The organism is Geobacillus sp. DSP4a (genome assembly GCF_013096875.1).
Classification (GTDB): domain Bacteria; phylum Bacillota; class Bacilli; order Bacillales; family Anoxybacillaceae; genus Geobacillus; species Geobacillus thermophilus.
Genome location: NZ_SDLD01000057.1, coordinates 1 through 13,863 on the forward strand (window position 1 = coordinate 1; position 13,863 = coordinate 13,863).

Genomic DNA, 13,863 nt, shown 5'->3' on the forward strand with positions numbered 1-13,863 from the left:
CCTCATATGGCCTAGTGGTGATAGCGGAGGGGAAACACCCGTTCCCATCCCGAACACGGAAGTTAAGCCCTCCAGCGCCGATGGTAGTTGGGGCCAGCGCCCCTGCAAGAGTAGGTCGCTGCTAGGCGGAAAACAGAGCACCCCATTGTGCATGACGCGCAATGGGGTGCTTTTTATCAACCCGCGCTGGGAAGCCTTCACTCCCGCGCGTTCGTGCAGGTGGGAGAGCATTCAATCATTTGGCTTGGCCCAAAACTTATGCATTAAATATTCGTTTAGCAGCAGGGGCACTTTGTCCGCCGATATGGAAAGAAATTGAAGAATAAAAATGTACGCCTTGCTTGAGTAAGAGTGAAGAAGTTCGCTCCACCACTCTGTTTCGTAGCGGGAGATCATGCTCAAATTGTACAGCAGCAAATAATGGGCATGGATTTCCGGGAGCGCAAAGATTTTTTCCTTCTTCGTTGGGATATGGTATGTTCCGTTCGAATGGAATAAAAACGGCCCTTCCTTAATCGGCGATAGCGGCGATTCCATCTTGAAATAAAGAAATTCCCCTTCCTCCTTGGCGAATGTCAGCTGTTTTTCGTGCCCTTCCTCGCTCATGTACTGGATGAAGCGGAGCTGCGACATATGGTAATGGTCCAAAATCGCCTTCGGAATGGCCAGCATGGGCGGTGAAACCGTATGTACGACCGGCAACGACAATGGCTTTTTTCGCTCGCTTAAACAAAAAAATGTTTCGTGCAGTTCGCAGATTCGTTGCAACAGCATGCCCATGCGAAATTTTTCCCCCGCCTCTTGTTTCACATGAAACATTTTTTCAGAAAAATGAGTGAACAAACCGTTTTTTTGGATTTTGACTTCGTCATCTAAAAATTCATAGCCTTGCTTTTTGCGCTTTCTCGTTGACACTCCATGGGCTAAAACGGATGTCGATTCAGGATAGTCCGGATCGACGGTGAGCAGGCACGCCTTTATCAGCTGCACCATGCCATAAAACAAAAGAACCGGTTTAATGGACAATGGCGACTGCCTGGCGGCGGCATAAAAGTTTTGCCCATGCTCCAAATAATATAAAAATGGATAACAGTTTGTATAACTGCGCTGAACAGCGTCTTCCCGTTGTTGCTGTTTGTAGCATTGCAGCAAAAAGCGCTGGGCGACGTCAGCGGAGCGGAAAATAGAAAAGTTGACAGCTTTACCGGGATTTCCGAACATTTTTACCCCCCTTGCCATGGAATTGTAAGAAGATAACTGAAAAGTTGGACATTTTTTTGATTCCTTGACAGTAGTTTAACCAGTTGTTAAGCTACTAATAATATTTCCGGACAAGGGGGAGAAAACATGTGGGAAGCGAAATTCGCAAAGGAAGGCTTGACGTTTGATGATGTTCTTCTCATTCCAGCAAAATCGGACGTGCTGCCGCGTGATGTTGATGTCACGACGAAGTTAAGCGATACGCTCCAGTTGAACATCCCAATCATTAGCGCCGGCATGGATACCGTAACCGAAGCGGAAATGGCTATTGCGATGGCGCGTCAAGGCGGTCTTGGCGTCATTCACAAAAACATGTCGATTGAGCAACAGGCGGAACAAGTCGACAAAGTAAAGCGGTCAGAGCGCGGTGTTATTACGGATCCGTTTTTCTTAACGCCTGACCATCAAGTGTATGATGCGGAACATTTAATGAGCAAGTATCGCATCTCCGGCGTGCCGATCGTCAACAATGCCGAGGAACAAAAGCTTGTCGGCATTATCACGAACCGCGATTTGCGCTTTATTCAGGATTACTCGATTAAAATTTCCGAGGTAATGACGAAGGAGAACTTGATTACAGCCCCGGTAGGGACTACGTTAGAAGAAGCGGAAAAAATTTTGCAAAAGCACAAAGTGGAAAAATTGCCTCTCGTCGATGAAAATGGAGTTTTAAAAGGGCTTATTACGATTAAGGACATCGAAAAGGTGATCGAGTTCCCGAATTCGGCGAAAGATGCGAAAGGGAGGCTGATTGTCGGGGCGGCCGTCGGGGTGACGGCGGACACGATGATTCGCGTCAAAAAGCTTGTTGAGGCAGGGGTTGATGTCATTGTCGTTGACACGGCGCACGGCCATTCGAAAGGCGTCCTAGAGACGGTGGCCAACATCCGCCGCCAATACCCGGACTTGAACATCATCGCCGGCAATGTCGCGACAGCTGAAGGGACGCGCGACTTGATTGAGGCTGGGGCGAACATTATTAAAGTCGGAATCGGTCCGGGGTCCATCTGCACGACCCGGGTTGTCGCCGGGGTTGGTGTGCCGCAAATTACGGCGATCTATGACTGTGCGACTGAGGCGCGCAAACATGGCGTCCCGATCATCGCTGACGGCGGCATTAAATACTCTGGCGACATCGTGAAGGCGATTGCCGCCGGAGCTCATGCGGTCATGCTCGGCAGTTTGCTCGCCGGCGTCTCGGAAAGCCCAGGCGAGACGGAAATTTACCAAGGCCGCCGCTTTAAAGTATACCGGGGCATGGGGTCGGTCGCGGCGATGGAGCGCGGCAGCAAAGATCGTTATTTCCAAGAAGACGCGAAAAAGTTTGTCCCGGAAGGCATCGAAGGGCGTGTGCCGTACAAAGGGCCGCTCGCCGATACGATTTATCAGCTTGTCGGTGGCTTGCGCGCCGGTATGGGCTATTGTGGAACGCGGAACTTGGATGAGCTGCGGGAGAAAACGCAATTTGTCCGCATGACGGGCGCAGGGCTTCGCGAAAGCCATCCGCATGACGTGCAAATTACGAAAGAAGCGCCGAACTACTCCGCGTTTTGATCAAGGCTGCGTCCATCAGCCTAACTTTGACGGAGACAGATTCTCCGTCTATTTTTTTGGCCGCCTGTATGTTACAATAACGGTTGTGTGAGGAGGGTTTCGATGTGAAGAGGAAACGAAAGTGGTTGTTTTGGCTGCTGTCTGTTTGTCTTTGCTTAACACTATGGCCGTTTCAACAGACGGCGAAGGCGGAAAGCGCTCCGCTTGACATCCGGGCGGACGCCGCGATTTTAGTGGACGCGAAGACGGGAAGAATTTTATATGAGAAAAACATTGATACGGTGCTTGGCATTGCCAGCATGACAAAAATGATGACCGAGTATTTGCTTCTTGACGCCGTTAAGGCGAAACGTGTCAAGTGGGATCAGACGTATACGCCGAGTGAGTATGTGTACCGGTTGTCGCAAGACCGGGCGCTGTCCAACGTTCCGCTGCGCAAAGATGGCAAGTATACAGTGCGCGAACTGTACGAGGCAATGGCCATTTATTCGGCCAATGGGGCTACGGTCGCGATTGCGGAAATCATTGCTGGGTCAGAGAAAAATTTCGTGAAAATGATGAATGAAAAAGCGAAACAGCTCGGGTTGAAAGATTATAAATTCGTGAATGCGACAGGGTTAAGCAACGAAGACTTAAAAGGATTCCACCCGGAAGGGACAAACTCGGATGAGGAAAATGTCATGTCTGCGCGGGCCATGGCCACCCTTGCCTACCGGCTGCTGAAAGACCATCCAGAGGTGCTGGAAACGGCGAGCATTCCCCATAAAATGTTCCGAGGAGGAACAGAGGACGAAATTAAAATGGACAACTGGAACTGGATGCTGCCAGGGCTTGTGTACGGATACAAAGGGGTAGACGGGTTGAAAACCGGCTATACGGAATTTGCCGGCAACTGTTTCACCGGGACGGCGAAGCGGAACGGCGTCCGCCTCATTTCCGTCGTGATGAATGCCAAGGATGCAAGCGGAAAAACGACGAAAGAGGCGCGTTTTAAGGAGACAGAAAAACTATTTAACTATGGATTTCATCAATACTCGCTCCAAACGCTCTATCCGAAAGGGTATCAGCTGAAGGGGAAAGAGACGATTCCAGTCGTGAAAGGGAAGGAAAAAGAAGTTCGCGTCGCAACGGCGAAAAAGCTGTCTCTGCTCGTCAAAAATGGCGAGGAAAAACAGTACAAGCCGGTTTATGTATTGGATCAGAAAAAAATGACGAAAGAAGGAAAATTGATCGCTCCGTTGAAAAAAGGAGAGACGGTCGGATATATGACGCTTGAATACAAAGGCGATGACTCGCTCGCGTTCTTAAGCCCGGACATGCAAAAAAACATCCGGGTGCCGCTCGTTACGACAACCGAGGTGGAGAAAGCCAACTGGTTCGTTCTCTCGATGCGTGCGATTGGCGGACTGTTTGCTGATTTATGGACAAGCGTTGCCAAAACGGTGAAAGGTTGGTTGTAACGCTGCTCCCCGGTTAAGGGGAGCTTTTTTCCATTGTGATTTTTGTAAAAATTGAGGTAAAATAAAACAGTGGAATCATCCTTTTGCGTATATAGCAAAGCATAAGGATAGGAACAGGGGGAATCAACGTTGGCATTGACAGGTACAGACCGCGTCAAACGCGGCATGGCGGAAATGCAAAAAGGCGGCGTCATTATGGACGTCGTCAATGCGGAGCAAGCGAAGATTGCTGAGGCGGCAGGGGCTGTCGCAGTCATGGCGCTCGAGCGCGTCCCGGCAGACATTCGCGCCGCTGGCGGTGTCGCGCGCATGGCTGATCCGACGATCATTGAAGAAGTGATGAACGCTGTATCAATCCCAGTCATGGCAAAAGTGCGCATCGGGCATTATGTGGAAGCGCGCGTCCTTGAGGCGCTCGGCGTCGACTATATTGACGAAAGTGAAGTATTGACGCCGGCTGATGAAGAGTTCCATATTGACAAACGGCAGTTTACGGTCCCATTTGTATGCGGTTGCCGCGACTTAGGAGAGGCCGCCCGCCGCATTGCTGAAGGGGCATCGATGTTGCGGACAAAAGGGGAGCCAGGGACAGGAAACATCGTCGAGGCCGTTCGCCATATGCGCAAAGTCAACGCGCAAATCCGCAAAGTTGTCAGCATGAGCGAAGACGAACTTGTCGCCGAGGCGAAACAGCTTGGGGCTCCGGTTGAAGTGCTGCGTGAAATCAAACGGCTTGGCCGCCTCCCGGTCGTCAACTTCGCCGCTGGCGGTGTCGCGACACCAGCTGACGCCGCGCTCATGATGCACTTAGGCGCCGACGGTGTCTTCGTTGGTTCGGGCATTTTTAAATCGGAAAATCCGGAAAAATACGCTCGTGCGATCGTTGAAGCGACGACTCATTATGAAGACTATGAGCTGATCGCTCATCTATCGAAAGGGCTGGGCGGCGCAATGCGCGGCATCGATGTCGCGACACTGCTGCCGGAGCATCGGATGCAAGAACGAGGCTGGTAATCCGGACAAAGGAGCAAGATCACAATGAAAATAGGTGTACTCGGACTGCAAGGAGCTGTGCAGGAACATGTCCGCGCCATCGAGGCGTGCGGCGCCGAGGCGGTCGTCGTGAAGAAACCGGAGCAGCTTTCGGGACTCGACGGACTCGTGCTCCCGGGCGGCGAAAGCACAACAATGCGGCGCCTCATGGACCGGTACGGATTGATGGAGCCATTGAAGCAATTTGCCGCTGATGGCAAGCCGATGTTTGGGACATGCGCCGGGCTCATTTTGCTGGCGAAACGAATCGTCGGGTATGATGAGCCTCACTTAGGCCTGATGGATATTACGGTCGAGCGGAACTCGTTTGGGCGGCAGCGGGAAAGCTTTGAGGCGGAGCTGTCGATCAAGGGGGTTGGCGACGGGTTTGTCGGCGTCTTCATCCGTGCTCCGCACATTGTCGAGGTCGGCGACGGGGTCGATGTCCTCGCGACATACAATGACCGCATTGTCGCGGCCCGGCAAGGCCAGTTTCTTGGTTGCTCGTTCCATCCAGAGTTGACCGACGATCATCGATTGATGCAATACTTTCTCAACATGGTCAAAGAAGCGAAAATGACGTCAAGCCTTAAGTAAAGTGATCAAGCGAAAGCGATGAGAGGAACAAGCAGCAGACCCCCTTTCTTTCAGAGAGCCGGTGGGTGGTGCAAACCGACAGGAAGCGCCTGTGAATCCATCCTCGAGCAAAACGTTGAACGCCAAAGCGGGTCAGTAGGCGTTTTCGGCAGCCGCCGTGAACGGCAAAAAGGGAAGGCATCGCAAGCCTTCAATAAGGGTGGCACCGCGGGGTCGCTCCCGTCCCTTTTGGGGACGGGGGCTTTTTTATGTATAATATTGAATGGAAAAGGAGGTAAAAGCCATGCTGGATGTGAAAATATTGCGCGCCCAGTTTGAAGAAGTGAAAGAAAAACTAATGCAGCGCGGCGGAGATTTGGCGAACATCGACCGGTTTGAACAGTTGGACAAAGAACGCCGCCGTTTGATTGCTGAGGTGGAAGAGCTAAAAAGCAAACGCAATGATGTGTCGCAGCAAATTGCCGCCCTTAAGCGCGAGAAAAAGGATGCAGAGCCGCTGATCGTCCAAATGCGCGAAGTCGGCGACCGCATTAAGCAAATGGATGAGCACATTCGCCAACTGGAAGAGGAACTCAACGCCCTGTTGTTATCGATTCCAAATATTCCGCATGAATCCGTACCGGTCGGCCAGTCGGAAGAGGACAATGTCGAAGTGCGGAGATGGGGGGAGCCGCGTTCGTTTTCGTTTGAACCGAAACCGCATTGGGATATCGCCGACCAGCTTGGTCTGCTTGATTTTGAGCGGGCGGCTAAAGTGACAGGAAGCCGGTTTGTGTTTTATAAAGGGTTGGGCGCCCGGCTTGAGCGGGCGTTAATCAACTTTATGCTTGACATCCATCTCGATGAATTCGGCTATGAAGAAGTGCTGCCCCCCTATTTGGTGAACCGGGCAAGCATGATTGGAACCGGGCAATTGCCGAAATTTGCCGAGGATGCGTTTCATTTGGACAGCGAAGACTATTTTCTCATTCCGACAGCGGAAGTGCCGGTGACGAACTTGCATCGCGATGAAATTTTATCTGCAGATGATTTGCCGCTTTACTATGCAGCGTACAGCGCCTGTTTCCGCGCTGAAGCTGGTTCGGCCGGCCGCGACACAAGAGGGCTCATCCGTCAGCATCAGTTCAACAAAGTGGAGCTTGTTAAGTTTGTCAAACCGGAAGATTCATACGAGGAACTGGAAAAATTGACACGGCAGGCGGAAACGATTTTGCAGCGGCTCGGGCTTCCGTACCGCGTTGTCGCCTTGTGCACGGGTGATCTCGGCTTTTCAGCAGCGAAAACATACGATATTGAAGTATGGCTGCCAAGCTACGGCACGTACCGGGAAATTTCATCGTGCAGCAACTTTGAGGCGTTCCAAGCTCGCCGCGCCAACATCCGCTTCCGTCGCGATCCGAAAGCGAAACCGGAATACGTGCACACGTTAAACGGCTCAGGGTTGGCCATCGGCCGAACGGTCGCCGCTATTTTGGAAAACTACCAGCAAGAAGATGGATCGGTCATCATCCCAGAGGCGCTCCGCCCATACATGGGCAACCGGGACGTCATCCGTTAAAATCGTTGGTTGACTTTTCCCGGCAGCCGTGTTATAGTGAATGACGTTGGCGACGGAGAAAAAGAGGCGGCGGACGCCGGCCTCGAATGCTTCTCTGCCAAAGCGATAAAGAACAGTACTGACGCGCATAAGAGGAGATTGCCATCCGAAACGGCTGATCGGAATCGCCGTTTCCAGCCATAAAAAAACCCGCCGGGAGAAAGGCGGGTTTTTTTATCTCTTTGGCGCGGGCGGCCTTATCTTTTGACGACTGCAAACTGGTCGGAAAGGAGCAGCCAGTTTTGCGGGAAATCGAAGCCCAGTTTCCAATAGCTGACTCCGCGCAGGCCAAGTTCTTTCACGAGATTGAATTTTGCCTGAATGGAGCGGGCGTCCTCAAACCATACTTCGTGCTCGCGCCCGTTTTCATCGCGGTAGCGAAAATGCGGCGCCTGCGCCTCGGTGTCGTATTCAATCGCGACGTTATACCTCGCGGCGAGGGCGATGGCCTGCTGCGGGCTGATGGCGCGGGCGTACGGTCCGCCCGGTACGTACGGCAGTGTCCAATCATAACCATACAAATTTTGCCCCATTAAAATCTTTCCGGGAGGCATTTCCGAGACGGCGTACTCGAGGACACGGCGGACAGGGCCGATGGGGGAGACCGGCATCGGCGGGCCGCCGCTGTAGCCCCACTCATACGTCATAATGACGACAAAGTCGGCAATTTGTCCATGGGCGCGGTAGTCATGGGCTTCGTACCAACGTCCGCGCTGGGTGGCGCTCGTTTTTGGCGCCAGGGCGGTCGACATCATCCATCCTTCCCGTTCAAATCGCCGTTTCGCTTTGCGCAAAAACGCATTATATGCTTCTCGGTCTTCGGGGCGCAAATATTCGAAATTAAAATGGATGCCGCGCAAGCCATACCGTCTGGCGGCAGCGACAATGTTGTCGAGCAGGCGGTTTTGCAGCGTTTCATTCGTCAAAATAAGCGCGCCCAGCTCATCGCTGAACTGCCCGTTTTCAATGTTGGCGACAACCATCACAAGCGTGACGCGGTTGGCGCGGGCGATGGCGGGAAAGTCGTCAAGCGGAGGCTCTTGGAGTGTCGCGTCGCGCCGAATGGCAAAATAAAAGGGACTTAAATACGTTAAATGTGGAGCGGCTTCGCGGGCGCTTGCTTCCAACGCCGGACTGACGGTCGCACCGCGCGGTTCAATATAGGCGTTAAACTCCGCTCTCCGCTTGGCTCCGGGCGGAATGTAAAGACGCTGGCCGACCCGCAATGGCGCATTTAACGAGAGGCGGTTCACTTCCGCGAGACGCTGCATCGGAATGGAAAACCGGCGGGCAATCGACCATAAACTGTCTCCGGGTTGCACCCAATAAAAACGACCGACGATCGGAATCACGAGCGCCTGACCGACGACAAGACGGTCGGGATTTGGCAGCTTGTTCGCCCGAACAATGTCCTCGACCGTCGTTTCATATGCTTTAGCGATCCCGCTTAACGTTTGTCCTCTCTGTATGACATGGATCTGCATCGCTTGACCTCCTAGTTGCGTCTTCATTCTCCATATTTTATGATGGAAAAGAAAGAGAAATGACCGTTTGTGCAAAGGGGTATATGATGAGCAACGATGAGTATTACATGAAGTTGGCGATTGAAGAAGCAAAAAAAGCTGAACGGATCGGCGAAGTGCCGATCGGGGCCGTCATCGTTCAAGACGGCCGCGTCATCGCCCGCGCCCATAATTTACGGGAAACGGAACAGCGCGCGATCGCCCATGCGGAGGTTTTGGCCATTGACGAAGCGTGCCGGGTGACCGGCTCATGGAGGCTTGAACGGGCGGTGTTATACGTGACGCTTGAACCGTGCGCCATGTGCGCGGGGGCCATCGTTCTTTCCCGCATTGAGCGGGTCGTATTTGGAGCTAGCGACCCAAAAGGGGGATGCGCCGGGACGTTAATGAACTTATTGCAGGAAAGCCGGTTCAACCACCAGGCTGAGGTTGCAAGCGGTGTGTTGGCGGAGGAGTGTGGGGCGCTGCTGAGCGGCTTTTTCCGCCGATTGCGCGAACAAAAGAGAAATGTTGGCGGAAGTTCCAACTAAAATTCGGCCTGTGTACATTGCATTTTCCCTATAAACGCGCTATACTGATAGTGCCGTGCTAAGCGGGGAGGTAGCGGTGCCCTGTACTCGCAATCCGCTCTAGCGAGGCTGAATCCCTTCTCGAGGTTAGTCTGTTGTGAGGCCTGTCTCAAGTAAGTGGTGTTGACGTCTGGGTCCCGCGCAATGGGATTCCGTGAACCCTGTCAGGTCCGGAAGGAAGCAGCAGTAAGCGGATGCTCCCATGTGCCGCGGGGGCGCCTGGGCTGAGCCAACTGCTTGAGCAACGCTCGGGGCAGCTAATCGACAGAAGGTGCACGGCCTTACATAAGCAGCAAGAGGGTGTCCCAAAAGCAATGGGACACCCTTTCTTCATTGACAAGATGCAGAGGCAATTTGCTTCGGCAACACGATCATATTGTATCTCTTTTAATAGAGAGACGATCTTTTGGGACAGCCTCTTTTTATTTTAAAATAGGGCAGAACGTTATATAATAGTGGAGATGAGAGGAAGAGGAGGGCCGTTTTCCGTGGCATACCAAGCGTTATACCGTGTTTTTCGGCCGCAGCGTTTCGCGGACATGGTCGGCCAAGAACACGTGACGAAAACGTTGCAAAGCGCCCTGCTTCAACATAAAATATCGCATGCCTACTTATTTTCCGGACCGCGTGGGACAGGCAAAACGAGCGCGGCGAAAGTGTTCGCCAAGGCGGTCAACTGTGAACAGGCCCCGGCGGCCGAGCCGTGCAATGAATGTCCCGCTTGCCTCGGCATTACAAACGGAACGATTCCCGATGTGTTGGAAATTGACGCCGCTTCCAACAACCGCGTCGACGAAATCCGCGACATCCGTGAAAAAGTGAAATTTGCGCCGACCTCGGTCCGTTATAAAGTGTACATTATCGACGAAGTGCACATGCTGTCAATCGGCGCGTTTAACGCGTTGTTGAAGACGCTTGAGGAACCGCCCAAACACGTCATTTTCATTTTGGCCACCACCGAGCCGCATAAAATCCCGGCGACGATCATTTCCCGCTGCCAACGGTTCGATTTTCGCCGCATCCCGCTGGCCTCCATCGTTTCGCGGTTGAAATATGTGGCGAACGCCCAGGGCGTAGAAGCATCCGACGAGGCGCTGTCGGCTATCGCCCGCGCTGCCGATGGAGGGATGCGCGACGCGCTCAGTTTGCTTGACCAGGCGATTTCATTCAGCGATGGGAAGCTTCGGCTTGATGACGTGCTGGCGATGACCGGAGCGGCATCATTTGCCGCGTTGGCTGATTTCATTGCCGCCATTCATCGGAAAGATACAGCGGCTGTTTTGCAACAGTTTGAAGCAATGATGGCGCAAGGAAAAGATCCGAATCGTTTGGTTGAAGATTTGATTTTGTATTATCGCGACTTGTTGCTGTACAAAACGGCCCCTCATGTGGAAGGAGCCATCCAAATTGCGGTCGTTGACGAAGCGTTCACCTCGCTTTCGGAAGCGATTCCTCTTTCCGATTTGTACGGAGCGATTGAGCTGTTGAACAAAAGCCAGCAGGAGATGAAGTGGACGAACCACCCGCGTCTTCTCCTCGAAGTGGCGCTCGTCAAGCTTTGCCATCAGCCAGCGGCTGCTGCTCCATCGCCGACCGCTTCTGAACTTGGGCCATTGATCAAGAGGATTGAAACGCTGGAAATCGAGCTGCGCCGCCTAAAAGAGCAGGCGCCTGCCGTCCCGCCGGAGGCGCCTTCTGCGAAAAAAACGGCGAAAGCGGTGAAAACCGGGGGATATAAAGCACCGGTCGGCCGCATTTACGAATTGTTGAAGCAGGCGACGCATGAAGACTTAGCCTTGGTGAAAGGCCGCTGGGCCGACGTACTTGATGCGCTGAAGCGGCAGCATAAAGTGTCGCACGCCGCTCTCTTGCAGGAGAGTGAACCGGTCGCAGCAAGCGCTTCAGCATTTGTGTTAAAGTTTAAGTATGAAATTCACTGCAAGATGGCGACCGACCCGGCGAGTTCGGTCAAGGAAAATGTCGAAGCAATTTTATTTGACCTGACGAACCGCCGTTTTGAAATGATCGCCATTCCGGAAGAGGAATGGGGGAAAATAAGGGAAGAATTTATCCGCAGCAAAGAAGCGAAAGCGAAAAAAAGCCAGGAAGACCCGTTGATCGCCGAAGCGAAACGGCTGTTTGGCGAGGAATTGATTGAAATCAAAGAATAAACGAATTGAAGGAGGATGCCAACCATGATGCGTGGCGGAATGGGAAATATGCAAAAAATGCTGAAGCAAATGCAGAAGATGCAAAAAGAAATGCAAAAAGCACAGGAAGAGCTGGCAGAAAAAACAGTGGAGGGCACGGCAGGCGGCGGCATGGTGACGGTCATCGCCAACGGCCATAAACAAATTTTAGAAGTGAAAATTAAAGAAGAAGTCGTTGACCCGGACGATATTGAAATGCTCCAGGATTTAGTTTTGGCAGCGACAAACGATGCACTCAAAAAAGCTGATGAGCTGGCCAACGATATGATGGGGCAGTTTACGAAAGGACTCAACATTCCAGGGCTGTTCTAGGGGGAAGCTATGCATTATCCAGAACCGTTATCCAAACTGATTGACAGTTTTATGAAATTGCCCGGAATCGGTCCAAAAACGGCCGCCCGCCTCGCGTTTCACGTGCTGGCGATGAAAGAAGACGTTGTGCTTGAATTCGCCAAAGCGCTCGTCGACGTAAAGCGGCATATTCATTATTGCACGATTTGCGGGCATATTACAGATGCGGACCCTTGCTACATTTGCAAAGACGAACGGCGCGACCGGACGACCATTTGTGTCGTCCAAGACCCGAAAGATGTCATCGCTATGGAGAGAATGAAAGAATACAATGGCTTGTACCATGTGCTGCATGGAGCCATTTCTCCGATGGAAGGCATCGGTCCGGAGGACATTAAGATCGCCGAGCTGCTGGCGCGGCTGCAGGATGAGACGATCCAAGAAGTGATTTTAGCGACTGACCCGAACATTGAAGGGGAAGCGACAGCGATGTATATCTCACGCCTGCTCAAACCAACAGGAATCAAGGTAACCCGCATCGCCCACGGCTTGCCGGTAGGCGGCGATTTGGAATATGCGGACGAAGTGACGTTGTCAAAAGCGTTGGAAGGACGCCGCGAACTGTAGAGAGAAAGAAGGTGGGGATCGGTTTGTTATGGCGGCGGAAGGGGAAATTAAAAAGACAATTTGACGAAAAGTTGATGGCCGAACTGCAACAAGCAAGAGCGGAGTGGTTTGAACAAAAACAGCTCATTGAAAAAAGCGTTGACCCGTCTCGAGAGGTGCTGAGCGCGCTCCAACTGGCGGAGGCCAAGTATTTTTTTCTTCTCCGCGAAGCGAAGCACCGTCGTGTTACACTGAAGGAAGTGCGTTGACTTCTTTTTTTGTTCTTTTTTCCCTCAAGGTGCATATGCTTGTAGTACAAGCATAGAAGGGGGCATGAAACGTTTGGAGCCGAAAGTGGTGATTACCGTATTGTTGGCGCTCATTGCCGTGCTGCTCGTTGTTGGCGCCCGCTTTAAGGCGCTTCGCTTTATCGGCCATGCCGCTATCCGCCTGATCGTCGGGGCGCTGGCGCTGTTTGTCATTAACGCGATCGGCGGGCAGTTCAGCATTCATATTCCGATTAACTTTATCACCTCGCTCGTTTGCGGATTTCTTGGCCTTCCAGGGGCTGCGGCATTAATTGTGATTGACCAATATATTCTGTCATGATTCATAATGAAAAGGCATCGTCTAGTCAAAATGCCTTTTCATTTTTTTATGAAAAACTATTGACTTTTGTATAGATATAAAGTATATTAATGAACGTCGCTGTTGATAAAAAACATGTTGACAACGAATAGGACAGTAAGTATAATAATAAAAGTGCGCAACACTAAATCGAAAGCTCCTTGAAAACTAAACAAAACGCAAGCGTCATAAAAAAACTTCGGCCGCATGGGCCGAAGGAATCAGCCAATCAACTTTCTTTGGAGAGTTTGATCCTGGCTCAGGACGAACGCTGGCGGCGTGCCTAATACATGCAAGTCGAGCGGACCGGATTGGGGCTTGCCTTGATTCGGTCAGCGGCGGACGGGTGAGTAACACGTGGGCAACCTGCCCGCAAGACCGGGATAACTCCGGGAAACCGGAGCTAATACCGGATAACACCGAAGACCGCATGGTCTTCGGTTGAAAGGCGGCCTTTGGGCTGTCACTTGCGGATGGGCCCGCGGCGCATTAGCTAGTTGGTGAGGTAACGGCTCACCAAGGCGACGATGCGTAGCC

At 52.2% G+C, this 13,863-nt stretch carries 13 protein-coding genes, 2 rRNA genes, 1 other RNA gene and 1 other annotated feature; of the genes, 14 read left to right on the forward strand and 2 right to left on the reverse strand.

Translation table 11 applies throughout. The annotated features are described in order from the left end of the window. The first annotated feature begins 10 nt into the window (after positions 1-10). Positions 11-127 (forward strand): 5S ribosomal RNA (gene rrf / locus ETC02_RS14900). Between the two features lie 104 nt (positions 128-231). On the opposite strand, the gene ETC02_RS14905 is transcribed toward rrf, so the two are convergent. Then, a complete protein-coding gene (locus ETC02_RS14905; protein WP_033014229.1) occupies positions 232-1,221 on the reverse strand; it encodes a YaaC family protein in 990 nt (329 codons plus the stop codon). Between the two features lie 126 nt (positions 1,222-1,347). On the opposite strand from ETC02_RS14905, the gene guaB reads away from it, so the two are divergent. From guaB to serS, 5 genes are all read left to right on the forward strand, one after another. Next, positions 1,348-2,814, forward strand: a complete 1,467-nt coding sequence (gene guaB / locus ETC02_RS14910; protein ID WP_047817616.1) for an IMP dehydrogenase — start codon at positions 1,348-1,350, stop codon at positions 2,812-2,814. A gap of 104 nt (positions 2,815-2,918) precedes the next feature. Beyond that, a complete protein-coding gene (locus tag ETC02_RS14915) occupies positions 2,919-4,274 on the forward strand; it encodes a D-alanyl-D-alanine carboxypeptidase family protein (RefSeq protein WP_050368033.1) in 1,356 nt (451 codons plus the stop codon). 129 nt (positions 4,275-4,403) lie between these two features. Next, complete coding sequence (gene pdxS / locus ETC02_RS14920; protein ID WP_033008824.1) at positions 4,404-5,288, forward strand: pyridoxal 5'-phosphate synthase lyase subunit PdxS; 885 nt, start codon at positions 4,404-4,406, stop codon at positions 5,286-5,288. A gap of 24 nt (positions 5,289-5,312) precedes the next feature. Beyond that, positions 5,313-5,903: a pyridoxal 5'-phosphate synthase glutaminase subunit PdxT gene (gene pdxT / locus ETC02_RS14925; RefSeq protein WP_033008825.1), complete on the forward strand. Its 591-nt coding sequence runs from the start codon at positions 5,313-5,315 to the stop codon at positions 5,901-5,903. A 9-nt stretch (positions 5,904-5,912) separates the two neighbouring features. Continuing rightward, positions 5,913-6,133: a binding site (T-box leader), on the forward strand. A gap of 53 nt (positions 6,134-6,186) precedes the next feature. Continuing rightward, positions 6,187-7,461, forward strand: a complete 1,275-nt coding sequence (gene serS / locus ETC02_RS14930) for a serine--tRNA ligase (RefSeq protein ID WP_033014225.1) — start codon at positions 6,187-6,189, stop codon at positions 7,459-7,461. Between the two features lie 236 nt (positions 7,462-7,697). On the opposite strand, the gene ETC02_RS14935 is transcribed toward serS, so the two are convergent. Then, the gene (locus tag ETC02_RS14935) at positions 7,698-8,984 is read right to left on the reverse strand and encodes a glycoside hydrolase family 18 protein (RefSeq protein WP_050368034.1); all 1,287 of its coding nucleotides are present in this window, start codon (positions 8,982-8,984) and stop codon (positions 7,698-7,700) included. Positions 8,985-9,070: 86 nt separating this feature from the next. Here ETC02_RS14935 and tadA point away from each other — a divergent pair, with 86 nt between their 5' ends. From tadA to ETC02_RS14975, 8 genes are all read left to right on the forward strand, one after another. After that, the gene (gene tadA / locus ETC02_RS14940) at positions 9,071-9,553 is read left to right on the forward strand and encodes a tRNA adenosine(34) deaminase TadA (protein ID WP_033008833.1); all 483 of its coding nucleotides are present in this window, start codon (positions 9,071-9,073) and stop codon (positions 9,551-9,553) included. 53 nt (positions 9,554-9,606) lie between these two features. After that, positions 9,607-9,871: signal recognition particle sRNA large type (ffs, locus tag ETC02_RS14945), an RNA gene on the forward strand. Between the two features lie 209 nt (positions 9,872-10,080). Further along, entirely contained in the window at positions 10,081-11,763 is a 1,683-nt protein-coding gene (dnaX, locus tag ETC02_RS14950; protein ID WP_063211847.1) for a DNA polymerase III subunit gamma/tau, read from the forward strand. A gap of 27 nt (positions 11,764-11,790) precedes the next feature. Next, the gene (locus ETC02_RS14955) at positions 11,791-12,114 is read left to right on the forward strand and encodes a YbaB/EbfC family nucleoid-associated protein (protein ID WP_375153696.1); all 324 of its coding nucleotides are present in this window, start codon (positions 11,791-11,793) and stop codon (positions 12,112-12,114) included. A 9-nt stretch (positions 12,115-12,123) separates the two neighbouring features. Continuing rightward, positions 12,124-12,720, forward strand: a complete 597-nt coding sequence (gene recR, locus ETC02_RS14960; protein WP_033008839.1) for a recombination mediator RecR — start codon at positions 12,124-12,126, stop codon at positions 12,718-12,720. Positions 12,721-12,743: 23 nt separating this feature from the next. Further along, positions 12,744-12,968: a YaaL family protein gene (locus ETC02_RS14965; RefSeq protein WP_033008840.1), complete on the forward strand. Its 225-nt coding sequence runs from the start codon at positions 12,744-12,746 to the stop codon at positions 12,966-12,968. A 73-nt stretch (positions 12,969-13,041) separates the two neighbouring features. After that, a complete protein-coding gene (locus ETC02_RS14970) occupies positions 13,042-13,308 on the forward strand; it encodes a pro-sigmaK processing inhibitor BofA family protein (RefSeq protein WP_050368741.1) in 267 nt (88 codons plus the stop codon). 254 nt (positions 13,309-13,562) lie between these two features. Beyond that, positions 13,563-13,863, forward strand: a 16S ribosomal RNA gene (locus ETC02_RS14975); the annotation flags it as partial.

What these genes read in the sequence shown, in the direction of transcription:
- ETC02_RS14935 (WP_050368034.1), bottom strand. Translation starts at nt 8,984, where the DNA reads ATGCAGATCCATGTCATACAGAGAGGACAAACGTTAAGCGGGATCGCT.
- ETC02_RS14905 (WP_033014229.1), bottom strand. Translation starts at nt 1,221, where the DNA reads ATGTTCGGAAATCCCGGTAAAGCTGTCAACTTTTCTATTTTCCGCTCC.
- pdxT (WP_033008825.1), top strand. Translation starts at nt 5,313, where the DNA reads ATGAAAATAGGTGTACTCGGACTGCAAGGAGCTGTGCAGGAACATGTC.
- guaB (WP_047817616.1), top strand. Translation starts at nt 1,348, where the DNA reads ATGTGGGAAGCGAAATTCGCAAAGGAAGGCTTGACGTTTGATGATGTT.
- recR (WP_033008839.1), top strand. Translation starts at nt 12,124, where the DNA reads ATGCATTATCCAGAACCGTTATCCAAACTGATTGACAGTTTTATGAAA.
- ETC02_RS14955 (WP_375153696.1), top strand. Translation starts at nt 11,791, where the DNA reads ATGCGTGGCGGAATGGGAAATATGCAAAAAATGCTGAAGCAAATGCAG.
- tadA (WP_033008833.1), top strand. Translation starts at nt 9,071, where the DNA reads ATGAGCAACGATGAGTATTACATGAAGTTGGCGATTGAAGAAGCAAAA.
- serS (WP_033014225.1), top strand. Translation starts at nt 6,187, where the DNA reads ATGCTGGATGTGAAAATATTGCGCGCCCAGTTTGAAGAAGTGAAAGAA.